This is a genomic window from Bordetella genomosp. 2 (assembly GCF_002261345.1).
GTDB lineage: Bacteria > Pseudomonadota > Gammaproteobacteria > Burkholderiales > Burkholderiaceae_B > Bordetella_A.
Window position 1 is genome coordinate 1 of sequence record NZ_NEVT01000005.1, and the last position, 23,035, is coordinate 23,035.

Sequence of the window (23,035 nt, forward strand, 5' to 3'; positions counted from 1 at the left end):
TACGGCGCCGGCCCCGGCGCCCGGGGCTGCGTCGCCGGCGGCCGCGCCGGCGCAGCGCCAGGCCCGCGCGCCCGCCGCCGCGCACGTGGACAAGGAGTCCACGTCGATCCGAGTAGGCGTGGAGAAAGTCGACCAGGTCATCAACCTGGTGGGCGAGCTGGTCATTACCCAGGCCATGCTGGCGCAAACCGCCTCGACGCTCGACCCGGTGCTGCACGACCGCCTGCTCAACGGCATGGAGCAGCTCGAGCGCAACGCCCGCGACTTGCAGGAAGCGGTGATGTCCATCCGCATGATGCCCATGGACTATGTATTCAGCCGTTTCCCGCGGCTGGTGCGCGACATCGCCGTCAAGATGGGCAAGCAGATCGAGCTGCAGACCTATGGCCGCGCCACCGAACTGGACAAGAGCCTGATCGAGCGGATCATCGATCCGTTGACTCACCTGGTGCGCAACAGCCTGGACCACGGCATCGAGACGCCCGAGAAGCGCATCGCGGCCGGCAAGGATCCGGTCGGGCAGCTGATCCTGTCGGCCGAGCACAACGGCGGCAATATCGTCATCGAGATCAGCGACGACGGCGCCGGCCTGAACCGCGAGAAGATCCTCAAGAAGGCCCAGGCCCAGGGCCTGTCGGTCAGCGAGAACACGCCGGACGACGAGCTCTGGCAGCTGATCTTCGCGCCGGGCTTCTCGACGGCCGAGCAGGTCACCGATATTTCCGGGCGCGGCGTCGGCATGGACGTGGTGCGCCGCAATATCCAGGACATGGGCGGACACGTGCAGCTGTCCTGCGTGCCGGGCGAAGGCACCACCACGCGCATCGTGCTGCCGCTGACACTGGCCATCCTGGACGGGATGTCGGTGCGGGTCGGCGCCGAGACATTCATCCTGCCGCTCAACCACGTCACCGAATCGCTGCAGCCCAGCGCCGACCAGATGTATTCCGTGGCGGGCGACGAGCGCGTGATGCAGGTGCGCGGCGAGTATCTGCCGCTGGTGGAGCTGCACCGCGTGTTCGGCGTGCGGGATGCGCAGCCGGACCCGACCCAGGCCATCGCCGTCATCATGCAGGCCGAGGAACGCCGCTTTGCGCTGCTGGTGGATCACCTGGTCGGGCAGCACCAGGTGGTGGTCAAGAACCTGGAATCGAATTACCGCAAGGTGCCGGGCGTGTCGGCGGCCACGATCCTGGGCGATGGCAGCGTCGCGCTGATCGTCGACGTGTTCGCGCTGGCGCGCGCCAACCGCGAGAAATGGGCGCAGCCCGAAGCCATCCTGAATTGACGGAGAACCCCCCATGGCAGCCAAACCGCAAACGCAGGCCGCGCGCGTCGAAGACGTCGGCAACGAATTCCTGGTGTTCACGCTTGGCGCCGAGGAATACGGGATCGACATCCTGAAAGTGCAGGAAATCCGCGGCTATGACGCCGCGGCGGTCACGCGCATTGCCAATGTGCCGCCGTTCATCAAGGGAGTCACCAACCTGCGCGGCATCATCGTGCCGATCGTGGACCTGCGCATCAAGTTCAACCTGGGCAGCGTCGAATACAACGAGCAGACCGTGGTCATCATCCTGAACCTGGATCACCGGGTGGTGGGCATCGTGGTGGACGGGGTCTCGGACGTGCTGATGCTCAATGCCGGGCAGGTGCGCGCCGCGCCCGAGTTCGGCGCCACCCTGTCCACCGAGTACCTGACCGGCCTGGGCACGGTCGACGACCGCATGCTGATCCTGGTGGATATCGAGAAATTGATGACCAGCGACGAAATGGCGCTGGTGGAGAAAGCGGCCTCGTGAGGCACGCGAGCCCGCGGCGCGAGGCGCGGGCAGGGCAGTTCGACGACAGTCGGGGAGTTCATGAAGATGCGCGGTTTCCTGGTCAATATGAAGATACGTTCCAGCCTGCTCGGCGTGCTGGGCTTCTTTTCGCTGCTGCTGGCCGTCGGGGCGGTGCTGGGGGTGTTCTCCCTGCGCGTGAGCAACGGCACGCTGGCCGATATTCGCCAGACCCAGGACATCGGCGACGCCTTGGCGCGCGTCATCAACAGCTACAAGGACACGGTCAATAACGTGGCGCGCACCGCCAATGCGCACTATGGTGACATCGTGCGCAGCATCGGCCAGCCGGTGCCGCTGTCGCAGGGCCTGGGCTCCGAGGCGGCCGGCCTGCTGCAGCGGGCCAGCGCCTCGCTGAACCGTGCCGACACCGAGTTCCAGTACTACAAGGGGCTGCCCCGGCCAGCGGGGGCGGAAGAGAGCCTGGCGGAGATCGACGCGGCCTATACGGCCCTGATGCAGCAGGGCGTGGCCCCGCTGCTGGATCTGCTCGGACGCGGCGACATGGCGGCCTACCACAAGCAGGCCCAGACCATGCACGATGCGTTCGAGGGGCGGCTGGCGCGGGCCGTGGAGGGCTTCGATTTCTGGCGCGCCAGCCAGCTGCAAGACGAATATGCGCAGGCCACCCTGCGCTACCAATGGGTCCTCGGCGCGGTGGCGGCCGGCGGCGGCGTTGCGGCGCTGCTGGTGTTCGGCACCTATCTGTTCCTGCGGCGGCGCGTGCTGATGCCGCTGCGCGAGGCGGGCCACCATTTCGACCGCATGGCGGCGGGCGACCTGACGGCGCGGGTGGAGGTGCGCAACAACAACGAGATCGGCCAGTTGATGGCGGCGCTCAAGCGCATGCAGGAGAACCTGGCGCGCACGGTGTCGCAGGTGCGGCGCGGGGTCGACGAGATCAACGTGGGCGCGCGCGAGATCTCGGCGGGCAACACGGACCTGAGCAGCCGCACCGAGCAGCAGGCGGCCTCGCTGGAAGAGACGGCGGCCTCGATGGAGGAGCTGGCCTCGACGGTCAAGCAGAACGCGGACAACGCGCGCCAGGCCAACCAGCTGGCGGCCAGCGCCTCGGACGTGGCCGAGCGCGGCGGCGCGGCGGTCTCGGAGGTGGTGAGCACGATGGAGGACATCTCGGCGAGCTCGCGCAAGATTTCCGAGATCGTGTCGGTGATCGACGGGATCGCGTTCCAGACCAACATCCTGGCGCTGAACGCGGCGGTGGAGGCGGCGCGGGCGGGCGAGCAGGGCAAGGGCTTCGCGGTGGTGGCCGGCGAGGTGCGTTCGCTGGCGCAGCGCAGCGCGCAGGCGGCCAAGGAGATCAAGGTGCTGATCGAGGACTCGGTGAGCAAGGTGGGCACCGGTTCGCAGCAGGTCGAGCGCGCGGGCGCGACGATGCAGGAGATCGTGGCGTCGGTCAAGCGGGTGACGGACATCATGGGGGAGATCTCGGCGGCCTCGGAAGAGCAGTCGGGCGGGATCGACCAGGTGAACCGGGCGGTGTCGCAGATGGACGAGGTGACGCAGCAGAACGCGGCGCTGGTGGAAGAGGCGGCGGCTGCGGCGGGGTCGCTGCAGGAGCAGGCGCAGCGCCTGGCCGAGGCGGTGTCGGTGTTCAAGATCAATGCCGGCGAGGTCATCGAGGTGCCGGCGCGGCAACTGGCCGGCCAGCAACCCCCTCGCGTGGGCGCGGCCGCCGGCCAGGACGTCCCGGACGCGGGCGCGCTGGCCTTGCAGCAATAGGGTGGCCGTGGCGACATCCAGCACCGGCGCTTCGATCGCGGCCGAGCGGCAGTTCGAGTTCCGCGAGGCCGATTTTGCCCGGGTGCGCCGCATGATCCACGCGCGCGCCGGCATTTCGCTGGGCGAGCACAAGCGCGAGATGGTCTATAGCCGGCTCGCCCGCCGGCTGCGCGCGCTGGGACGCCACGACTTCGGCGGGTACCTGGATCACCTGGAAAGCCAGCCGGCCGCGCCGGAATGGCAGGACTTCGTCAATGCCCTGACGACCAACCTGACCGCCTTCTTCCGCGAGGCGCATCATTTCCCGGTGCTGGCCGACCTGGTGCGCGCGCGCCCCGGCCCGGTGGCGGTCTGGTGCTGCGCGGCCTCCAGCGGGGAAGAGCCATACTCCATCGCCATGACGCTGGCCGAGACCCTGGGATCGCGGGGCGCCTCGGCGTCGGTGCTGGCAACCGACATCGACACCCAGATGCTGGAACGGGCGCGCGCCGGCATCTACGCCGAAGAGCGCGTCGCCCGCATGGACCCGCAGCGGCTCAAGCGCTTCTTCCTGCGCGGACGCGGCGCGCACGCCGGCCAGGTGCGGGTGCGGCCGGAACTGGCGGAGATGGTGCGGTTCGAGCCGCTGAACCTGCTGGCGCCGGTCTGGCCGATCAGCAGCCGGTTTGACGCGATTTTTTGCCGTAACGTGATGATTTACTTCGACAAGCCCACCCAGGCGGGAATCCTGAAGCGCTTCGTGCCGCTGCTGAAGCAGGGCGGCTTGCTGTTCGCCGGGCATTCCGAGAATTTCACCTACATCAGCCGGGATTTCCGCCTGCGCGGGCAGACCGTCTACGAGTGTCTTGCCTAGGCGGTGCATATGCGCAAGATACGAGTCCTGTGCGTCGACGATTCGGCGCTGGTGCGCGGGCTGATGACGGAGATCATCAACAGCCACGCGGACATGGAGGTGGTCGCGGTGGCGCCCGATCCCCTGGTGGCGCGCGAGCTGATCAAGCAGCACAACCCCGACGTGCTGACGCTGGACGTGGAAATGCCTCGCATGGACGGGCTGGATTTCCTCGAGAAGCTGATGCGGCTGCGCCCCATGCCGGTGGTGATGGTGTCCTCGCTGACTGAACGCGGCGGCGAGACCACGCTGCGGGCGCTCGAATTGGGCGCCATCGATTTCGTGACCAAGCCCAAGCTGGGCATCCGCGACGGCCTGCTCGAGTATGCCGAACTGATCGCCGACAAGATCCGGGCCGCCGCGCGGGCGCGCCTGCGGCCGCCGGCCGCCGTCGCGCCCGCGCCGCCGCAGCGCCTGCAGCGGCCGTTCGCCAGTTCGGAAAAGCTGGTGATCGTCGGCGCTTCCACGGGCGGCACCGAGGCGATCCGCGAGGTGCTGTACCCGCTGCCGCCCGACAGCCCCGCGATCCTGGTCACCCAGCACATGCCCGCCGGCTTCACCCGGTCGTTTGCCCAGCGGCTGGACGCATTGTGCGCCGTGACCGTGCGCGAGGCGTCGCACGGCGAGCGGGTGCTGCCGGGCCATGTCTACCTGGCGCCCGGCGGCGAGACTCACATGAAGCTGGGACGCAGCGGCGCCAACTACATCATCGAGCTGGAGGCCAGCGAGCCGGTCAACCGGCACCGGCCCTCGGTGGATGTGCTGTTCCGATCCGCCGCCGAGGCCGCCGGCGCCAACGCCATCGGCGTGATCCTGACCGGCATGGGCAAGGACGGCGCCGCGGGCCTGCTGGCCATGCGCCAGGCCGGGGCCCATACGCTGGCGCAGGACGAGGCCAGCTGCGTGGTGTTCGGCATGCCGCGCGAGGCCATCGCCGTCGGCGCCGCGGCGGAGATCGTGCCGCTGGCCGGCATGAGCGAACGCATCCTGGCGCGCCTGGGCGACCGCGCCAACCGTGTTTGAGACCCGGACGACATCGGCCGCGGGCGACCAAGATTATTTCCTGGAGTTGAGATGACAGACAAGGGTATGAAGATTCTGGTGGTGGATGATTTCCCCACAATGCGGCGCATCATCCGCAACCTGCTCAAAGAACTGGGCTTCGAGAACGTCGACGAGGCCGAGGACGGCGTCATCGGCCTGGAGAAGCTGCGCAACGGCGGTTTTCACTTCGTCGTGTCGGACTGGAACATGCCCAATCTGGACGGGCTGGAGATGCTCAAGCAGATCCGCGCGGACGAGGCGCTGAAGTCGCTGCCGGTGCTGATGGTGACGGCCGAGGCCAAGAAAGAGAACATCGTGGCGGCGGCCCAGGCCGGCGCCAACGGCTATGTGGTCAAGCCTTTCACCGCGGCGACGCTGGAAGAGAAGCTGACCAAGATCTTCGAGAAAATCGCCGGGTGAGGGCAGCATGAGCGCAACGGATACCGGCGGCGGCGCCGACCCCTCTGACCTGATCCATCGCATTGCCTCGTTGACGCGCATGCTGCGCGACAGCATGCGCGAGCTCGGGCTGGACCAGGCCATCAAGGACGCGGCGCAGGCCATTCCCGACGCCCGCGACCGGCTGCGCTACGTGGCGCAGATGACCGAGCAGGCGGCCAACCGGGTGCTGAACGCCACCGAGGCGGCCGGCCCGCTCCAGGACGGGCTGGCCCGCTCGGCCCGCGCGCTGGATGCGCGCTGGCAGCAATGGTTCGACCAGCCGCTCGAACTGCCCGAAGCCCGGGCGCTGGTCGCGGATACGCGCGCCTTCCTGGCCGACGTCCCGGCGCAGACCCAGCAGACGCAGGCCAAGCTGATGGAAATCGTCATGGCCCAGGATTTCCAGGACCTGACCGGCCAGGTCATCATGCGGATGATGGACGTGGTCGGCGCGATCGAGCGGGAACTGCTGCAAGTGCTGCTCGACAACGTGCCGCAGGAACGCCGCGACGAGGCCCAGACGCTGCTCAACGGGCCCCAGGTCAGCCCGGCCGGCAAGCCCGACGTGGTGACCAGCCAGGACCAGGTCGACGACCTGCTGGCCAGCCTGGGGTTCTAGGGCGGCCGCGGCATGGCGCGGCCGCCGCGGCCGGGCTGTCAGAACACATGGCGGATGCCGAACTGCACACCCTTGGTGGCGTCGCCGGCCAGCGGCCGGTTGCGCCAGTCGCTACTAGGCGCCTGGGCGGCGCCGATGGCGTACCGCAGGCCGTCGCCATTGTCGATCCAGGCGCCCGCGGCATACAGAGTGGTGCGCTTGGACAGGCGGTGCAGATACATGATGCCGTAGTGATTGGCGTGCGACGCTCCGCCGAATTTGGCGGGATCGGTGTTGGCGTCGTCGGCCTTGACGTCGATATAGGTCCAGCCCAGGCTCAGCTGGTCGGCTGCCGTCAGGTCGAATGCGACGCTGAGGGAATAGAGGTCCTTGTCGATACTGCCATCGCTTTGCCGGTTCCGGAAGTATCCCAGGTAGACGGTGACGGGATCGAAGTCGTAGCTGCCGCCGATCGCCGTCTGGCGGTTCCTGGTGCCGTCGTACAGTTCGTCGCTGGCGCCCGGCAAGGTATTGTCCACATGCGCGGCTAGAAAATAGTACGGCCCTTGCTGATACTCGAGCGCGGCCTACCATACTTGCCCCGCGCGACTGTGGCGGAAGCTGTCGCTCAGCGCGTAATGGGTTTCCAGGCGCCAGCCGCGCCAGCGCGGCGAGCTATAGCTGATGTCGTTGTTGTTGCGGAAATTGTAGCCCGACTGCGTGCCCAGGCCGGCGGCGAACGTGCCGCCGTAGAACGCGGCGATCTTGCCCAACATGTTGAAGAAAACGCTGTTCTGTTTGCCGATACGGAACTCGCCCCAATCCTGGTTGGCGAAACCGACCCAGGCCTGCCGTCCGAACATCTGTCCGGATACGGACGCGGTGCCGTTGTCGGTGTTGAATCCGCCTTCCAGGCGGAATATGGCCCGGGTGCCTCCGCCCAGGTCCTCGCCGCCCATCAGCCCGAACCGCGAGACCTGCAGCCCGCCGCTGTCCAAGGATTTCTCGGTGCGGCCGCTGCTGTTGATCGCTCCGACGTATGAGTCCACCACGCCGTAGAGCGTGACGTTTTGCGCCGTGGCCGTGGCGGCGGCGCCGGCCAGGACGAGGCCCGCGCCCATGCGCCAGCATGTGCTTGTCTTCACTGGTTTTCCCCTTCTGGTTTGAAATAGTGGGCCTGCGGCCATCCTGCCTAGCCGTGCGGCACGATATGTCCGTCGGCAATGTTCCAGGCGACGCGGTGGCGCGAGCCTTTGGTCAGGCCCCTGGCCGCGGCGCCCGGCACACGCACCCGCACGGGCAGGCCGCCGCTCGTTCCGCTGAGCAGGAGGCTGGCGCCGTAATCCACTATCCCCGTCAGCTCGAAATCGAGCACGTTGTCCTGTTCTGCCGCATCGGCGGCCCCGAGCAGGCGCAGCGATTCCGGGCGGACCATCATGAAGCACGCGGCGCCCTGCGCATGCTCCGATGCGGAGGGCGCGTGCAAGGTCCGGCCCAGCGCGTCGCAGGCGTACTCGCCGCGAGCGCCGTCCAGGCATCGCACGCTGAAGAAGTTGCTTTCGCCAATAAAGCACCCGACGAAATGCGTGGCCGGCCGGGCATAGATATCCATCGGCGGCGCGAACTGTTCTACCCGCCCCGCGTTGAAGACGGCGATACGGTCCGACATGGTCATTGCTTCGGACTGGTCGTGCGTCACGAAAATACTGGTGATGCCGAATTCGGTGTGCAGCCGCTTGATCTCGAGTTGCATCTGCTCGCGCAGGTTCTTGTCCAGGGCGCTCAGCGGTTCGTCCAGCAACAGGACTTCAGGCTCGAATACCAGCGCCCGCGCCAGGGCGACGCGCTGCTGCTGGCCGCCGGACAACTGTTTGGGGAGCCTGTCCCGGTGCTGCCCCAGCCCGACCACGTCGAGCGCGCGCCGGGCGCGGGCCTCTGCCTCGGCGGCGGCGGCTTTGCGCATCCGCAACGGGAAGGCTACGTTCTCGATGGCGCTCATGTGCGGGAACAACGCATAGTTCTGGAACACCATGCCCATGTTGCGCTTGTGCGGCGGCACGCCGGTAAGCGGCGCGCCGCGCAGGCGGATCTCGCCGGACGTGGGCGTTTCGAAGCCCGCCACCATTGCAAGCGTGGACGTCTTGCCGGACCCGCTCGGGCCAAGGAAGGTCACGAACTCGCCCTGGCGCAGCGTCAGGCTGACGCCGTCCACGGCGTGTTGTCGGCCGTCATAAGTCTTGCGCAGCGCATCGATGTGCAGGTGGTCATCGGGGTCGCCATCGCGGCGGGAAACCGGGGTATTCAGCATGAGTTCTCCAGACGGTCGCCAAGCACAGGCGAGGGTTGGGACGCCCGCGGCGCGGTTGCGGCCTGGCGGGCGCGGCGCACGAGGCGCGGGATCGTCAGCGCCAGGATCATGACTACGAGGATCAGGGTGGAGACGACCGAAATCACCGGGTCGGCCTGCATGCGCAGGCTGTCGAACATCTGGCGCGGCAGGGTCGCGGCATCCCGCCCGGAGATGAACAGCGAGACCACTGCCTCGTCGAACGAGTGCACGAACGAAAACAGAGCGGCGGCGAGGAAGCCGGGTCGCAGCACTGGGAAAGTGACCAGGAAGAATGCCTGCAGCGGCGATGCGCCCAGGTTCTGGGCGGCCCGTTCGAGATTGCGGTCGAAGCCCTTGAGCGTCGCCGAGACAATCAGGTAGGCGACCGGCACGCTCAGGCAAGTGTGGGCCAGCACGACCCCGAGGCGGCTCTGGACCATCCCGAGTTCGCCGAAGTAGTAGTAATAACCCAGGGCCACCACGATGTGCGGTACGGTTAGCGGCAGGATGAGCAGAAGGTTCAGCGCGTTGCGGCCCTTGAAGCGCGCGCGGGTAAGCGCGAAGGTGGCCGGCACGACCAGGACCATGGTGAGGAGCGCCGTGCCCGCGCCGATCAACAGGCTGTTTAGCGTGGGCAGCGTCCAGCGCGGGTCGCTGAAGTAGGCTTCGTAGTAGCCCAGCCAATAGCCCGGAGGCGGGAACTCGAAGGACTGCGAATGGCTGAACGACATGGGCACCACGATGAACATCGGGGCAGCCACGAAGGCGACGATCAATATCGATATCCAGCGCAGCGCTTTCATTGCTGCTCTCCCCACAATCTGTCGAGGCCGAAGACCCGGTTGTAGGCGGCATATACTGCGAGCGAGGCTGCCAGCAAAACGACCGACATGGCCGCGGCTTCGCCAAAATTCAGGAGCTCTTCGATCTGCTGTCCGATCAGGCCGGCCAGCATCTGCTCGCTCGGCCCGCCCAACAGCACGGGCATTACGTAGAAACCCAGGCAGGTAATGAACACCAGCGTGCAGCCGTTGACGATGGCGGGCGCGCTGAGCGGCAGGAATACGGTACGGAAGGCCGCCCAGCCGGTGGCCCCCAGTCCGCGCGCCGCTCGCACATAGGCCGGGTCGATCTTGCGCATCACCGAGTAGAGCGTCATGACCATCAGGGGCAGCAGGGCGTGTACCATGCCGAGCGTGGAGCTGAACCGGGTGAAGAGCAGTTCGCCGTGTTCCAGCCCCAGGAATTCGAACAGGCGGACGATGGGACCGCGATTGCCCAGGATCACCATCCAGGCATAGGTGCGCACCAGGAAACTGACCCACAGGCTCAGGCCCACTAGGACGAGCGCAGAGCGGGCGAAGCCGCCGCCGATCTGCACCACCGCGTACGCCAGCGGGTAGCCCACCAGCAGGCACGTGAGCGTGACGCCCAGGGCTGTGAGGAAGGTAGTGGCCAGCACTCCGATGAAGAAACCGTCGGAGAACAGATAGCGGTAATGCTCCAGGCTCCACGTCGGGTCGCTGACGCTGAGCAGCAGCACCTGGCCGAGCGGCACAACGAAGAACACCACCAGGAAGATGACCACCGGCGCGAGCAGCAGCGCATAGCGCAGCCGGTGCGGATTTTGCGTAGGTATTGCACTCATGGAGAATCCAGGTGGGACGGGCACTCAGCGGACGACCCAGCGGTCGAACTGGCGCGCGATGTCGTTGAGCTGGGGCGCCAGCTTTTCGACGTTCTGCTCGAACAACTGCTTGTAGTTGTCCGGCTGGGTGGGCATCATCCGGGCATCCGCTTCCGGGATATATTCAAACGCCTGGCGGTTGAGCGGCCCGTAGTCGGCCTCGCGGCAGAAGCCGGCGAGGCGTTCACCGCGCACCGAGGCATTGATGAACTGCCAGGCAAGCCTGGCGCGCGGCGATCCCTTGGAGACGACCCAGTAGGCGCGGTCCACCTGGCCCTGGTTCCACACGATCTGCACAGGCTGCTTCTGGCGCATCAGATCCACCACGCGGCCGTGCCAGATGGCGGCGGCGTCCACTTCGCCGTCACGTAGCAGTTGCTGCGATTGCTGGCCCTGTGTCCACCAGACCCGCACGGAAGGCTTGATCCGGTCGAGCGAGGCCAGGGCGCGTTCGATGTCGACCGGGTACAGCTCGTCCAGCGCCACGCCGTCGGCCAACAGGGCCAGCGGCAGGATGCGAGGCGCATGGCGTTGCAGGCTGCGGGGCCCGGGATAGCGCTGCAGGTCGAAGAATGCCCGCCAGTCAGTCGGGCCGCCGTTCTGGTAGCGGTCGGTACGATACGCGATGACCGTGGCAAAGGCGTGCGAGGCAACGCCGTTCTGGTATATCTGCCCGTCGTCCAGTCCCTCGCTTTGCAGAATCCCGGTGTCGATGGGTTCGATCAGCCCGGCTTCATTGGCGCGCACCAGGTCGGCGCCGCCCAGTGTGGTGACATCAAACTCGTATACGCCGGTGCGCGCCTGCGCGGCCAGCTTGGCAAATGAGACGGGCGAGACCGAGCGAATGGTTGCGCCGCTGGATTGCTGGAACGGCTCGAACAGATGGCGGGCCGCCGCGGTTTCCCAGGTGCCTCCCCACGTATTCACGTACAGGGTTTCCGCGGCGTGGGCCCGGCGGCCCACCCATGGGGCCGCCAGGGCGGCGCCGGCGGCCAGGCCCTTGAGGAGGCTGCGGCGTCCAGCGTTAAAGGAGGAAACGGAATTTGTCATTGCGACTCCAAGTTGAGGTGGTCGGCGGCTGGTCAATTCCCTGCCCGCCGGAGGGCGTCGGTGAAGATGTCGAGCGCTTCGTCCAGCACGGCCAGTTCAGTGGTGAGTGGAAACAGGAACGGGACGACGTTGTCCCTGGGGCCGGCCGGCTGCAGGATCAGGCCCTGCTCGCGGCACGTGTCGCAGATGGCGTGTGCCTGCGCGGAGGCGGGCGCGCCGGCGGAGTCGCGCAGCTCGACGCCCCGCATTGCCCCGAGGCCGCGGACGTCCAGGGTAAGGCGCGTTGGGGCGAGGCCGTGCATGCGGGCGGTCCAGTGCCGCCCCAGTGCGATGGCGCGTTCGCACAGCTCGGTCTGCTCCACCACGTCGAGGACGGCATGGGCGGCGGCCAGGGCAAGGGTATTGACTTCGCCCGCGGACAGCCCGTCGGGCACGCTGTCCATGACGACGGCCTTGCCGATCATTGCGGCCAGCGGCATGCCGCCCGCCAGCGGCCCGCCCATCACGACGAGATCGGGCTCGGCCGCGAAATGACCGCTCGCAAGCAGGCGGCCCGACAGCCCCGGCGCGGTGCGCGTCTCGTCAGCGACCAGGATGATGCTGTGCGCGTCGCACAGCTCGCGCAGGTAGCTCAGCAGTTCGGAGGAGCAGGGCAGGATGCCGCCGTCGCGCTGGATCGGTTCGATCACGATCGCGGCGATGTCGGACGATGCGATCGTGGCCTGGGTCAGCAGCTCGAATGCGCGGCGCGTCTCGTGCAGCGACACGCCGAGCGATGCGTGCGGGAACGGCAGGTGATGGACATATGAAGGGTATGCGCCGCCCGCCGCCTTGTGCGAGTGCCTCCCCCCGGACGGCGCCAGTGTCAGGTGGCTGTGCCCGTGCGTCGACCCGGAGAACGCCAGTAGGGCCGGGCGACCGGTGTATCGCCGGGCCAGCATCACGGCGCTTTCGAGCGCCTCCGCGTCCGATCCGTGCAGGGCTACGCGCCGCGTCGGGCCGTGGTCCAGCAGGGCGGCGAGCCGTTCGGCGAGCCGGATGGCGTCGGGCTCGAGCGCGGCGCAGGCCTGCGAGCTGCGCGGATCGCGCAGCTCGCGCAGCATGGCAGCCACGACTTGCGGATGCCGGTGCCCGACGACGCCGGCGCGTGCCGAGAAGTCAATATGGCGGCGCCCGTCCCGCGTCCACAGCTCGGCGTTGAGCGCGCGCTCGACCGGCGCGCCGCTCACCGACCTGCATGGGCGCGCCAGCACTCGCTGGCCGCGCGCGTGCCAGCCAGCCGGGACGGAAACAGGCATGCTGGCCATGTCAGGCGCCAATCGCGGCCCGGTAGACGCGCAGCCAGTTGCGGTGCGTGATCTTGGCGACCTCTTCGTCGTTGAAACCCGCGCGTGCCAATGCCGGTATCACTTCGCCCAGATGTTCAACCCGGGTGAACCAGTCCGGCGGTGGCGCCTTGCCGGGACGGACCTGCGATCCCGCTCCGAAATCGACGCCCCGCGTCCAGGTGCCTTTGCGCATCCAGTCCAGGTCGCGCTGGGTGGTGTTATGGCTGCGGTCGGTGCCGATGCCGACATGGTCGATGCCGGCAATATCGACCGTGCGAGCGACCAGCTCGCACCATTTGTCGACTGTGGTGCAGTATTCGTCGCCGGCGATGTTCCGATAGGCCGCGCAGCCGATGATCCCGCCGCGCTCGCGCAGCGCGGCCAGGACCTCGTTGGTCTTGTTGCGCTTGTGGGGGTAGACGGCATCCGGGTTGGCATGGGTGATGGCCACCGGTTTTTCCGAGTACTGGATGGCTTCTAGGGACGTCCGGTTGCCTACATGGGACAGGTCGACGACGATCCCGCAGCGGTTCATTTCACGGATCACTTCCTTGCCGAATCGCGCCAGTCCGCTGTCGTGTTCCTCGTAGCAGCTGCCGCCCAGCTCATTCTGGTTGTTGTACGTGAGCTGGATGACGCGCACGCCCAGATCGGCGAAGAGTTCGACAAAGCCGATGTGCCCCTCGAGGAGGTTGGCGTTCTGGAACCCCAGTATCAACGCCAGTTTTCCCTGGCTGGCCAGCGCCTCGATATCGGCTGCCCCGTGGGCAATGCCCACCAGGTCGGCGTTGGCGCGCGCCAGGGTCCGCCATCGGTCGATGGCCTCGAGCGACTGCACCGCACCTTTCCAGAATCCCAGCGTCACGGTGACGCAGCCCACTTTGCCGCGCTGGAGGGATTCGAATACGTCGCGGTCGAAATGTCCGCACTGCAAACCGTCAATAATCACTTGGCTTCTCCGTCAGGATGCAATCAGGGAGTCCGGGTCCGGCGCCCCGGCATGGGGATGGCGCAGCAGAGTCAGGTCGGTGTCGTCATCAGCGGGCGCGCGGCCGATCACGGTGCCGTCGTCCTGCATGATGGTCGGCCCGGCATGGCGCCTGGACGCCACGGAGTCGGGGGAAAGCGCCTTGTTCGACGCTGCATACAGTTCCCACCACAGGTCTTCCGGCATGGGGTAGCCGTGCCGCAGTCCGTGCGCCAGCAAGGGATCGCGCGCGTCCCAGGCGCCGGGCAGCGGGTCGAGCCGCCGTGGGCGCAGCGTCGCGCCGTCGGCATGGGGCTCGCAGTCCAGCCGCAGCCCGTGCAGCCCGGCGAGCGGAGCCACGCACATCAGTTCGGCCGGCTCGCGAACGTGGCGCACACGCACGGCCGGGCAGCCCGACTTGCGCATGGCCGCGACCAGCAGATCGGCCAGCAGGGGCGCCACGCACCATGCGTGCAACCCGGAGCCGTCGAAGCGGCCGGCGTCGATTTCTTCGCGGATGTCGCCCAGGCGCGCCAAGTCGGCGGCGAGCGCTGCGCGCGCCTGCGGCGACGCCAGGCCGCGCAGGCCGGACAGTCCGAGCCCCTGCGATGCCAGCGCCGTGTCGCGCAGGGCTGGTGCATAGCCCGCCGGGGCGCCGCAGGTAAGCAGGATGCGTTCGGCAATGAGGCGGGCTTCGCGCACGGAAATGCGAAGTTCACGCTGCCCGGAACGGGTGTGTACAGTCATTTATGCGGGTTCCTTGGGGAAAAACCAGACGGGGTCGGCGCCGCGTTCGATATCGGCGGGCGTCGGCGCGCCATGGAACAGCACGCCTCGCAGATTGCGGCCCAGGTAGTCGCGCGCCTTGTCGATGCCATGCAGGCCGACGTTCATCAGCCGGACGATGTCGACTGGAACGAAGGACTCGCTCATGATGTCCATGTGGGGAGAGTGCAGGTCCAGCCCGCGCAGCGACTGTATGCGCCCGACAATCGCACGGTAGCCGGGGTGTCGCAGCAGGAAATGGGCCGTGCTGGTGTCGTCGGGGCAGCGCGCCAGGTCGGCCAGCAGCGCGCGGACCAGCCGCGGCAGGTCCAGGCCCAGGTTGTAGACGTATTCGATCTCGGCGGCGGGGCCCCGTCGCGGCTCTTCGGCCGTGGCCGACTTGTACCAGACGTAGCGACGCGAGGCCTCGCTGTCCAGGTCCAGGGGGTGGGTCCAGGCGTATTCGCGCTCGACCAGCCCGCGCAACTCGGCCACGTTCATATCGGGAATCGTCATGAATTCCTCGTCCGCGCTCAATGATTCGGCGCGGGCGTCGCAGTAATCGGGCACCAGTTCGGTCAACAGGCCCAGGAAGGTCTGCACACTTTCTTCGTGCAAGGACTGGCGGGCCCACGCGGCCAGCGCCGCCAGCGGCGGAATGTCGGGCGCTGCGCCGGCATAGGTCCCGTTGGCCGCATATTCCTCCAGGCGTTGCAGCAGGCTCTGCAACTCGCTCGCGACCATGGCGCTGTCGGCAAAGCGTTCGTATTCCATGCGGTCCTGCCGGCGAAACACAATGGCCCGCTCGAGCAGGCGCCGCAACAGCGCCACCGACGGGTCGTCCGGCCGCGCCGCCAGGGAGCACGCCATGTCGACCGCCGCCTGGCGGGCGGCCAGCCATTGCTGCATCAGCCTGGGGTGGTTGTTCACGAACAGGATCAGCCCGAGGGCCGAGCCGTTGCCGACGCCGAGATAGCGCTGGATCGACGGGTCGATTTCCGGCGCCAGCGGGTTGCGCCCGCGCGCCAGATGGTGGGCCAGGTCGATGGAGAATACGCGCATCATGTATGCCGACAGCATTTGCGCGTCAAGCGGCCGGCGCAGCGGATGATCGGCCTCGAGCGTGCGGTAGCTGCGGGTCCCGAATGTGCCATTGCCGTCCAGCCCGGTGTTGCGCATCAGGTAGCAGACCTGGGCCAGCTCGGCGATATCGGGCTGGCGCCCCGCCGCCAGCGCCGCGACAGTGTGTTCGAACACCCGGGAACTGCGATTGGCGCGCGCCCAGACCAGCGTGCCGGGCGTTGCGCGCCCTTCGTACAGCTTGGGCAGTTCGACGGCGGTGGTCTGCAGGTCGGCTTCCGAGATGCGGCCTTCGACCAGCGCGCCCATCATGTCCCAGGAGCGTCCGATGATGCGGCCGGTCTTGCCTTCCGCAGTCGGCTCGAACGAGTAAATGGCGAAGCTCAGGGCCATGGCCGGCGTGTCTATGTGATAGACGGCGTGGCCGCGGGCCCGGCCGTCGATTTCCCAGCTGACCCGGCGTATGCGCCAGCGTTCCCGGATGGCGCGCGCCATGAACAGCCGCGACACGCTCATGCGGCTGGGCTGCAGCATGGCCAGGCGTTCGGACTGCATGGGGTGTGTTGTGGAAACGGCGGCGACGGGCGACTCGATCGTCATGGACGTCCTTTGCAACTGAGCATCTATTTGTCTTCTAATAGAATCATGATGATTCAAATAGAATACTATCGGGTTCGCGCTTTGGCGTAAATCAAGTCGCCGTCGTTTCGCGGGAAATCCCTAGGCCGGGAAAACCCGCATCAATTGGGTCGGTTTACAGTGAAAATCCGATGCCTTAGGATGGGCGCCCCATATAGAGGAAGCATCAAGGGCCATGGCAGAACGGAGTGGCAGTGGCGTTCGCGCGCTGAGTTCGGTATTGAAGACGCTGGCAGTCCTGGATTTGCTGGGCGCGTCGGACCGCCCGCTGAAGCTGGCTGAACTCGTCGCCGCCCAGGGCGGGAACCGGGCGACGGTGTATCAGCGGCTGGTCACGCTGATCGAAGCCGGTTGGGTGGAAGTCGATGAAGACGGCGCCTACCGGCTCACACTGCACGCGGCGCGAGTCGGCGAGGCGGCGTTTGACCAGGCCAGCCTGGGCGAACGCGCCACCGCCGTGCTCCAGGAACTGGTCTATGCCTCCGGCGAGACTGCTTCGCTGGCGGTGATCAGCGGGGCGCAGGTCGTGTTGGCCAAGCGCGTCGAGGCCAAGGGAATGCTGCGGGCCGACGTCCACGTAGGCACGACTTTTTCGCTCGAGATCAGTGCTTCGGGCCGGGTGCTGTCCGCCTACGCCGAGCCGGCGATGCAACAGTACCTGCGGGACCAGGGCGCGGCCTTGCCCGACCCCGGGGTGATGGCCGATGTCGTGGCCCAGGGCTATGCCGTGTCCAGCGGCCTCGAGATTCCCGGCATCCTCGCGCTGGCCGTGCCGGTGCTGAATCGGCTCGGCAAGTGCGTGGCGGCGCTGTCCCTGGTGATGCCCGCCACGCGTTTCGATATCCAGCGGTTGCTCCCTCCCTTGCAGGCCGCCGCGGGCAAGCTCAACAGCCTGCTCGCGGGCGCCACTCAGGGCGAGGGGGGCAGGGCCGGCGAATAGCGCCGCTTTCCCCCTGTTTCTTGGGTGATCGCCCGGCCGGCCGCGCCCCTAGAATCTCGCCGGGCCGCCCGTATCGCGACACGCGCGGGCGGCGGACGACATCCCGAGCATGGCCGACGAAAGCGATCTGGAAAAAACCGAAGCCGCCTCTCCCCGGCGCCTGGAAAAGGCGCGCGAGGAGGGGCAGATCGCGCGCTCGCGCGAGCTGGGCACCTTCATGTTGCTGGCTGCCGGCGTCGGCGGCCTGTGGCTAAGCGGCTCGCTGCTGTATCGCGGCCTGGCCGGCGTGCTGCGCGCCGGGCTGGGATTCGATGCGCGGGTCGGCCGCGATACCGGCGCTATGGTGGCGCAGGCGGTCGACGGCGCCGGCCAGGCGCTGTGGGTGGTGCTGCCGGTCTTCGGCGTCCTGCTGGCAGTGGCGGTGCTCGCCAGCGTGCTGCTGGGCGGTTTCGTGTTCTCGTCCAAGCCGCTGCTGCCGGATCTCTCCAAGCTCAGCCCGCTGGCCGGCCTCAAGCGCATGGTGTCGGCGCAAACGGCGGTGGAACTCTTCAAGGCGATCGCCAAGGCGCTGCTGGTGGGCGGCGTCGCGGCGGCCGTTCTGGCCACGCACCAGGACGACATGCTGGCCCTGATGCATGCGGCGCCGACCGAGGCGCTGGTGCGGGCCCTGACGCTGGTGGCGCTGTGCTGCGCGCTGATCGTGGCGTCGCTGGCCGTCATCGTCATGCTGGACGTGCCGTGGCAGATCTGGAGCCACCTGAAGAAGCTGCGCATGTCCAAGGAGGACGTGCGCCAGGAACACAAGGAAAGCGAGGGCGATCCGCACATCAAGGCGCGCATCCGCCAGCAGCAGCGCGCCATGGCGCGGCGCCGCATGATGACCGAGGTGCCGCGCGCCGATGTGGTGGTGACCAACCCCACGCACTATGCGGTGGCGCTGCGCTACGCCGAGGGCCAGGCCGCGCCGCGCGTGGTGGCCAAGGGCGCGGGCCTGGTGGCCGCCCGGATCCGCGCGCTGGCCGCCGAGCATCGCGTGCCCCTGCTGGAAGCGCCGCCGCTGGCGCGCGCGCTGTATCGGCATGTCGAACTGGGCCAGGAGATTCCCGCGGCGCTGTACACCGCCGTGGCCGAGGTGCTGGCCTGGGTCTTCCAGTTGCGCAGCTGGCGCGCCGGATGGGGCGCCGAGCCGCCGGCGCCGGTCGCGCTGGCGGTGCCCGCGGAACTGGACCCCCAAGGAACCTGACGCATGAGCCAATTGCTATACGCTTTGAAGACCCAGGGCGCGGCCAACGCCCGCCTGCTGGCGGGGCCGGTACTGATCGTCCTGGTGCTGGGCATGATGGTGCTGCCATTGCCCACCTTCCTGCTGGACCTGCTGTTCACCTTCAATATCGCCCTGTCGGTGATGATCCTGCTGGTGGCGATGTTCACGCGCCGGCCGCTCGATTTCGCGGCATTCCCCGCCGTGCTGCTGTTCGCCACGCTGCTGCGCCTGTCGCTGAACGTGGCTTCGACCCGCGTGGTGCTGCTGCATGGCCATACCGGCCCGGACGCGGCCGGCAAGGTGATCGAGGCGTTCGGCCACTTCCTGGTGGGCGGCAATTTCGCGGTCGGGATCATCGTCTTCGTGATCCTCACCATTATCAATTTCATCGTCATCACCAAGGGCGCCGGGCGCATCGCCGAGGTGGGCGCACGCTTCACGCTCGACGCGATGCCGGGCAAGCAGATGGCCATCGACGCCGACCTCAATGCCGGCCTGATCGGCGAGGAAGAGGCCCGCCGGCGGCGCGCCGAGGTCGCCCAGGAATCGGACTTCTTCGGCTCGATGGACGGCGCCAGCAAGTTCGTGCGCGGCGACGCCATTGCCGGCCTGCTCATCATGATCATCAACGTGCTGGGCGGGCTGGTGGTGGGCATGGCGCAGCACGACATGTCCATGGGCGACGCGGCCCGCACCTATACGCTGTTGACCATCGGCGACGGCCTGGTGGCGCAGATCCCGGCGCTGGTGATCTCGACCGCCGCCGGCGTGGTGGTGTCGCGCGTGGCCACCGACCAGGACGTCGGCCAGCAGATCCTGGCGCAGCTGTTCTCCAACCCCAGCGTGCTGTACCTGACGGCCGCCATCATTGGCATCATGGGCCTGATTCCCAACATGCCCCATGTGGCTTTCCTGACCCTGGCGGCGATCCTGGCGGGGACCGGCTGGGCGCTGCAGCGGCGGGCCCGCGAGGCGGCGCGCGGCGCCCGCCAGCAGCCTTCGCAGGCCGCCGCGCAGGCCCTGGCGGCGGCCGCCGAAGCGAGCTGGGAAGATGTATCGATGGTGGACCCGCTCGGGCTGGAGGTCGGCTATCGCCTGATCCCGCTGGTGGACCACGCGCAGAACGGCGAACTGCTGCACCGCATCCGCAGCCTGCGCAAGAAATTCGCCCAGGACGTCGGCTTCCTGCCGCCCGTGGTGCACATCCGCGACAATCTCGAACTCAAGCCCAACGACTATCGCATCCTGCTGTCCGGCGTGGAAATCGGCCGCGGCATGGCGATGCCCGGCCAATGGCTGGCCATCGACCCGGGCGGCGTGACCGGCCAGATCCAGGGCACGGCCACGACCGACCCGGCGTTCGGCCTGCCGGCGCTGTGGATCAACAGCGGCCAGCGCGATGCCGCGCAGGTGGCCGGCTATACCGTGGTCGACGCCAGCACGGTGGTGGCCACGCACCTGAACCACATGATGCACCGGCACGGCGCCAGCCTGCTGGGCCGGCAGGAAACGCAGCAACTGCTGGACCGTATCGGCGCGGAGGCGCCCAAGCTGGTGGAGGACCTGGTGCCCAAGACCCTGTCGCTCACCACGCTGCAGAAGGTGCTGCAGGGCCTGCTGGACGAGGAAGTGCCGATCCGCGACATGCGCTCCATCGTCGATACGCTGTCCGAGCATGCGCCGCGCCTGGCCGCGCAGGCCCCGGGCGCCGGCGGGCAGCCCGACATCGCCGAATTGATCGCGCTGACGCGCCGCGCGCTGGGCCGTGCCATTACGCAGCAGTGGTTCCCGGGCGACGGCGAACTGCGGGTCCTCGGGCTGGACGTCAAGCTGGAGCGGGTGCTGACGCAGGCGCTGACCACCAGTGGCGGGCTGGAGCCGGGGCTGGCGGAAACGCTGCTGCGCGAGGCGCAGGCCAGCGTGGCCCGCCAGGAGGCGCAGGGCAACGCGCCGGTGCTGGTGGTGTCGCCGCCGCTGCGCGCGCCGCTGGCGCGTTTCCTGCGCCATCATCTGCCGCAACTGGGGGTTCTGTCCAATGCCGAGATCCCGGATGAGCGCATGCTGCGCGTGACGGCCCTGATCGGTGCGGGCGCATGAAGATAAGCCGGTTCGTCGGCGCCAGCAGCCGTGACGTGCTGCGGCAGGTGCGCGAAGCCCTGGGGCCGGACGCGCTGATCGTCGCCAATCGCAGCGTGCCTGACGGCGTGGAGGTGCTGGCCACGCTGGAAGAGCCGCCGGCGGCCGCCGCGGCGCCGGCGCGCGCCGTGGCCGCCATCGGCGCGCCGGCCGTGCCGGCTGCCGAGCACGCCGCGGCCGGCCTGGAAGCGGCCATCGGCGCCTTGCGCGGCACGCTCGAGAGCCGCCTGGACGGCTTGCTGTGGGGCGGCGCCGCAGGGCCGGGACGCGAACCGCTGCGGGCGGGGTTGTTCCGCACGCTGCTGGACATCGGCTTCAGCGCGCGCCTGGCGCGGGCCATGCTGGAACGCCTGCCGGCCAGCCTGGACGCGCGCGCGGCGCAGGCCTGGGCCCGCAACGAACTGGTGACGCACCTGCCGGTACTGGCCTCGGAAGACGAACTGCTGGCCGAGGGCGGTGTCTATGCGCTGGTGGGCCCGACCGGCGTCGGCAAGACCACCACGCTGGCCAAGCTGGCGGCGCGCTGCGTGGCCCGCGAAGGCCGCGAGCAGGTGGCCATGCTGACCACCGACAATTTCCGGATCGGCGCGCTCGAGCAGTTGCAGATCTATGGCCGCCTGATGGGAATCCCGGCTCGGTCGGTGCGCGATCTGGCGGAGCTGCGCAGCGCGCTGGCCGAACTGGGCGCCCGCAAGATCGTGCTGGTCGACACCACCGGGATCAGCCAGCGCGACCGCAAGGTCGCGGCACAGGCCGCGCTGCTGTGCGGCGCCGGCCGCCCGGTCCGGCGCCTGCTGGTGATCAACGCCGCCAGCCAGGGAGACACGCTGGACGAGGTCGCGCATGCCTACCGCCATGGCGCGGGCGAGGACGTGGCCGGCTGCATCATCACCAAGCTGGATGAGGCGGTGCGCCTGGGACCGGCGCTCGACACGGCGATCCGGCATCGCCTGCCGATCCATTATGTGTCGGTGGGGCAGAAGGTGCCGGAAGACCTGGCCGTGGCGCGCGCCGACGAACTGGTCGATCGCGCCTTTGCCGCGCAGGCGCGCACGCGCGCGCTGTATGCGCCCAGCGAGGCCGACATGGCGACCTTGTGGCGCGCCAGCGGGCCGGCCGCCGCGGATCAGGCCGCGCAGCGGCGGCGGCACTGGCTCGCCGCGGCCCTGTCGCCCGGCGATTGCGGCCGCGCCGGCGCCGCGCTGGCCGACGCGCTGGCATGGTTCGAGAACGATCCGGCCTGCGTCCAGGCGCGCGCCGCATGGCGCCGGCACAGCGGCGCGGCGGACGCGCCATGCCCACCCGCCACGCCGCTGGCCGCCGTGCGGAGCGCTTTCGCGGCCAGTTGCGACCGCTACCTGCTGGCGCTGCATGGCGAAGCTGCGCTGGGCGGTGTGCGCTCGCGCGGCGCCAGCCTGCAGGCGGGACTGATGCTGAGCGACCGCGGGGCTGTCCTGGGCGCGGCCGAATGCGGGCTGCATTGGCCCGCGGATGTGGCGGCGGCGGCCGGCATGCCGTCGCGTGCCGGCGCGCGGGGCGCCGCGGCGGTGGCGCGCGCGGCGGCCCTGGCGACGGGCCTGTCCGGCGTGCCGCTGGTGCACCTTCTGGACGCGACCGATGGCCCGCCCTGGCATGCGTTGCCGGCCGGCACGGCCTGGCTGGCGCGCAGCGCCGGCGGGCTGCGCGTGCTGCACGATGATTGCCCCGTCACGCTGAATGCCGTCGGCAAGATGCTCGGTTACGTGCCCGCCGGCCGGCTGCCGGCCGCGAACGGCGTGCTGGCGCCGCCGCCAGGGCAGGCAGGGGCTGCCGGCGAGGCGGAGATCTGGGCGTCCGGCACGGAGGTGGCGGTGCCGCGCCGCGGCGGCGCGCCCGTCGCGCTGCGGCTGATCTGCGCGCGCGTGGCCGAACCCGGGCGCGCGGCGCCGCGCCAGTTGTTCGGCTTGACCAGCTTGTCCGCCAGCGAGGCCGACGCCGCCACGCTGGCGCGCTGGGTGGCATGGCAGGAGCGGGCGCGCCGCGCGTTCCGCGCCATGGCGCAAGCCTGGCAGGCGCTGCCGCAGGAAGCGGGCGCCGCCGATCCCGCCGTCCGGGTCATGCTGGCCGCCCAACTGGGCGCCGCCTGCTGGCAGCTGGCGCATGCGCCGGCCGCGCTGGCCATGGAGGCGCCGCTGCGAGGCGCGCTGGTGCAAGGCCGGCGCCTTACCGCCGGCAAATTGCCGGCCGCGGTGCTGCGCTTGTTCGCGATGCTGGAAATGGCCGCCTGAATGCAGCGCGCCGCCGGGGCGGGG

Annotated in this window: 19 protein-coding genes and 1 pseudogene; 11 read left to right on the forward strand and 9 right to left on the reverse strand. The window is 68.7% G+C overall.

Annotated elements, in window-relative coordinates:
• From CAL24_RS10045 to cheZ, 7 genes are all read left to right on the forward strand, one after another.
• Positions 1-1,288: chemotaxis protein CheW (locus CAL24_RS10045; RefSeq protein WP_249278523.1), on the forward strand; the 1,288-nt coding region annotated here is incomplete at its 5' end.
• Between the two features lie 13 nt (positions 1,289-1,301).
• Positions 1,302-1,802 (forward strand): chemotaxis protein CheW, encoded by a 501-nt coding sequence (gene cheW, locus CAL24_RS10050; RefSeq protein WP_028355636.1) that lies wholly within the window; start codon positions 1,302-1,304, stop codon positions 1,800-1,802.
• A gap of 66 nt (positions 1,803-1,868) precedes the next feature.
• Positions 1,869-3,584, forward strand: coding sequence for a methyl-accepting chemotaxis protein (locus tag CAL24_RS10055; protein WP_094806635.1), 1,716 nt, complete (start codon positions 1,869-1,871; stop codon positions 3,582-3,584).
• A gap of 7 nt (positions 3,585-3,591) precedes the next feature.
• Positions 3,592-4,437, forward strand: a complete 846-nt coding sequence (locus tag CAL24_RS10060) for a CheR family methyltransferase (RefSeq protein ID WP_028355521.1) — start codon at positions 3,592-3,594, stop codon at positions 4,435-4,437.
• 9 nt (positions 4,438-4,446) lie between these two features.
• Positions 4,447-5,499: a protein-glutamate methylesterase/protein-glutamine glutaminase gene (locus CAL24_RS10065; RefSeq protein WP_028355522.1), complete on the forward strand. Its 1,053-nt coding sequence runs from the start codon at positions 4,447-4,449 to the stop codon at positions 5,497-5,499.
• A gap of 51 nt (positions 5,500-5,550) precedes the next feature.
• Entirely contained in the window at positions 5,551-5,940 is a 390-nt protein-coding gene (gene cheY / locus CAL24_RS10070; protein ID WP_028355523.1) for a chemotaxis response regulator CheY, read from the forward strand.
• Between the two features lie 7 nt (positions 5,941-5,947).
• Positions 5,948-6,580, forward strand: a complete 633-nt coding sequence (cheZ, locus tag CAL24_RS10075; protein WP_028355524.1) for a protein phosphatase CheZ — start codon at positions 5,948-5,950, stop codon at positions 6,578-6,580.
• A gap of 38 nt (positions 6,581-6,618) precedes the next feature.
• On the opposite strand, the pseudogene CAL24_RS24305 reads toward cheZ, so the two are convergent.
• The 9 genes and pseudogenes from CAL24_RS24305 to CAL24_RS10125 form a co-directional block, all read right to left on the reverse strand.
• Positions 6,619-7,746 (reverse strand): annotated as a pseudogene (locus CAL24_RS24305) (porin).
• A gap of 5 nt (positions 7,747-7,751) precedes the next feature.
• Entirely contained in the window at positions 7,752-8,867 is a 1,116-nt protein-coding gene (locus CAL24_RS10090) for an ABC transporter ATP-binding protein (RefSeq protein WP_094806624.1), read from the reverse strand.
• The gene (locus CAL24_RS10095; RefSeq protein ID WP_051439531.1) at positions 8,861-9,691 is read right to left on the reverse strand and encodes an ABC transporter permease; all 831 of its coding nucleotides are present in this window, start codon (positions 9,689-9,691) and stop codon (positions 8,861-8,863) included. Before CAL24_RS10095 ends, CAL24_RS10090 begins: the two co-directional genes overlap by 7 nt.
• Positions 9,688-10,536, reverse strand: a complete 849-nt coding sequence (locus CAL24_RS10100; RefSeq protein ID WP_051439532.1) for an ABC transporter permease — start codon at positions 10,534-10,536, stop codon at positions 9,688-9,690. Before CAL24_RS10100 ends, CAL24_RS10095 begins: the two co-directional genes overlap by 4 nt.
• Positions 10,537-10,560: 24 nt before the next feature.
• Positions 10,561-11,625 (reverse strand): ABC transporter substrate-binding protein, encoded by a 1,065-nt coding sequence (locus CAL24_RS10105; RefSeq protein ID WP_094806625.1) that lies wholly within the window; start codon positions 11,623-11,625, stop codon positions 10,561-10,563.
• Positions 11,626-11,657: 32 nt separating this feature from the next.
• Positions 11,658-12,932 (reverse strand): aspartate aminotransferase family protein, encoded by a 1,275-nt coding sequence (locus CAL24_RS10110; protein ID WP_094806626.1) that lies wholly within the window; start codon positions 12,930-12,932, stop codon positions 11,658-11,660.
• Position 12,933: 1 nt separating this feature from the next.
• Entirely contained in the window at positions 12,934-13,902 is a 969-nt protein-coding gene (locus CAL24_RS10115; RefSeq protein ID WP_094806627.1) for a dipeptidase, read from the reverse strand.
• Between the two features lie 12 nt (positions 13,903-13,914).
• Positions 13,915-14,667, reverse strand: coding sequence for a hypothetical protein (locus CAL24_RS10120; protein ID WP_051439534.1), 753 nt, complete (start codon positions 14,665-14,667; stop codon positions 13,915-13,917).
• Entirely contained in the window at positions 14,668-16,365 is a 1,698-nt protein-coding gene (locus tag CAL24_RS10125) for a hypothetical protein (RefSeq protein ID WP_051439535.1), read from the reverse strand.
• Positions 16,366-16,579: 214 nt separating this feature from the next.
• On the opposite strand from CAL24_RS10125, the gene CAL24_RS10130 reads away from it, so the two are divergent.
• The 4 genes from CAL24_RS10130 to flhF all read left to right on the forward strand — a co-directional run bounded on the left by CAL24_RS10130 (position 16,580) and on the right by flhF (position 23,011).
• The gene (locus CAL24_RS10130; protein ID WP_081760473.1) at positions 16,580-17,344 is read left to right on the forward strand and encodes an IclR family transcriptional regulator; all 765 of its coding nucleotides are present in this window, start codon (positions 16,580-16,582) and stop codon (positions 17,342-17,344) included.
• A gap of 109 nt (positions 17,345-17,453) precedes the next feature.
• Complete coding sequence (gene flhB / locus CAL24_RS10135; RefSeq protein ID WP_028355531.1) at positions 17,454-18,587, forward strand: flagellar biosynthesis protein FlhB; 1,134 nt, start codon at positions 17,454-17,456, stop codon at positions 18,585-18,587.
• A 3-nt stretch (positions 18,588-18,590) separates the two neighbouring features.
• On the forward strand, positions 18,591-20,705 hold the full coding sequence (gene flhA, locus CAL24_RS10140; protein WP_028355532.1) for a flagellar biosynthesis protein FlhA: 2,115 nt from the start codon (positions 18,591-18,593) through the stop codon (positions 20,703-20,705).
• On the forward strand, positions 20,702-23,011 hold the full coding sequence (flhF, locus tag CAL24_RS10145) for a flagellar biosynthesis protein FlhF (RefSeq protein ID WP_094806628.1): 2,310 nt from the start codon (positions 20,702-20,704) through the stop codon (positions 23,009-23,011). Before flhA ends, flhF begins: the two co-directional genes overlap by 4 nt.
• The last annotated feature ends 24 nt before the right edge of the window (positions 23,012-23,035 follow it).

Bases quoted from the DNA above. Each gene is read 5' to 3' on its own strand.
- cheY (WP_028355523.1), top strand. From the start codon at position 5,551: ATGACAGACAAGGGTATGAAGATTCTGGTGGTGGATGATTTCCCCACA.
- CAL24_RS10100 (WP_051439532.1), bottom strand. From the start codon at position 10,536: ATGAGTGCAATACCTACGCAAAATCCGCACCGGCTGCGCTATGCGCTG.
- CAL24_RS10055 (WP_094806635.1), top strand. From the start codon at position 1,869: ATGCGCGGTTTCCTGGTCAATATGAAGATACGTTCCAGCCTGCTCGGC.
- CAL24_RS10065 (WP_028355522.1), top strand. From the start codon at position 4,447: ATGCGCAAGATACGAGTCCTGTGCGTCGACGATTCGGCGCTGGTGCGC.
- flhF (WP_094806628.1), top strand. From the start codon at position 20,702: ATGAAGATAAGCCGGTTCGTCGGCGCCAGCAGCCGTGACGTGCTGCGG.
- cheZ (WP_028355524.1), top strand. From the start codon at position 5,948: ATGAGCGCAACGGATACCGGCGGCGGCGCCGACCCCTCTGACCTGATC.
- CAL24_RS10110 (WP_094806626.1), bottom strand. From the start codon at position 12,932: ATGGCCAGCATGCCTGTTTCCGTCCCGGCTGGCTGGCACGCGCGCGGC.
- CAL24_RS10130 (WP_081760473.1), top strand. From the start codon at position 16,580: ATGGCAGAACGGAGTGGCAGTGGCGTTCGCGCGCTGAGTTCGGTATTG.
- CAL24_RS10095 (WP_051439531.1), bottom strand. From the start codon at position 9,691: ATGAAAGCGCTGCGCTGGATATCGATATTGATCGTCGCCTTCGTGGCT.
- CAL24_RS10090 (WP_094806624.1), bottom strand. From the start codon at position 8,867: ATGCTGAATACCCCGGTTTCCCGCCGCGATGGCGACCCCGATGACCAC.
- CAL24_RS10120 (WP_051439534.1), bottom strand. From the start codon at position 14,667: ATGACTGTACACACCCGTTCCGGGCAGCGTGAACTTCGCATTTCCGTG.
- CAL24_RS10125 (WP_051439535.1), bottom strand. From the start codon at position 16,365: ATGACGATCGAGTCGCCCGTCGCCGCCGTTTCCACAACACACCCCATG.
- flhB (WP_028355531.1), top strand. From the start codon at position 17,454: ATGGCCGACGAAAGCGATCTGGAAAAAACCGAAGCCGCCTCTCCCCGG.
- CAL24_RS10105 (WP_094806625.1), bottom strand. From the start codon at position 11,625: ATGACAAATTCCGTTTCCTCCTTTAACGCTGGACGCCGCAGCCTCCTC.
- flhA (WP_028355532.1), top strand. From the start codon at position 18,591: ATGAGCCAATTGCTATACGCTTTGAAGACCCAGGGCGCGGCCAACGCC.
- cheW (WP_028355636.1), top strand. From the start codon at position 1,302: ATGGCAGCCAAACCGCAAACGCAGGCCGCGCGCGTCGAAGACGTCGGC.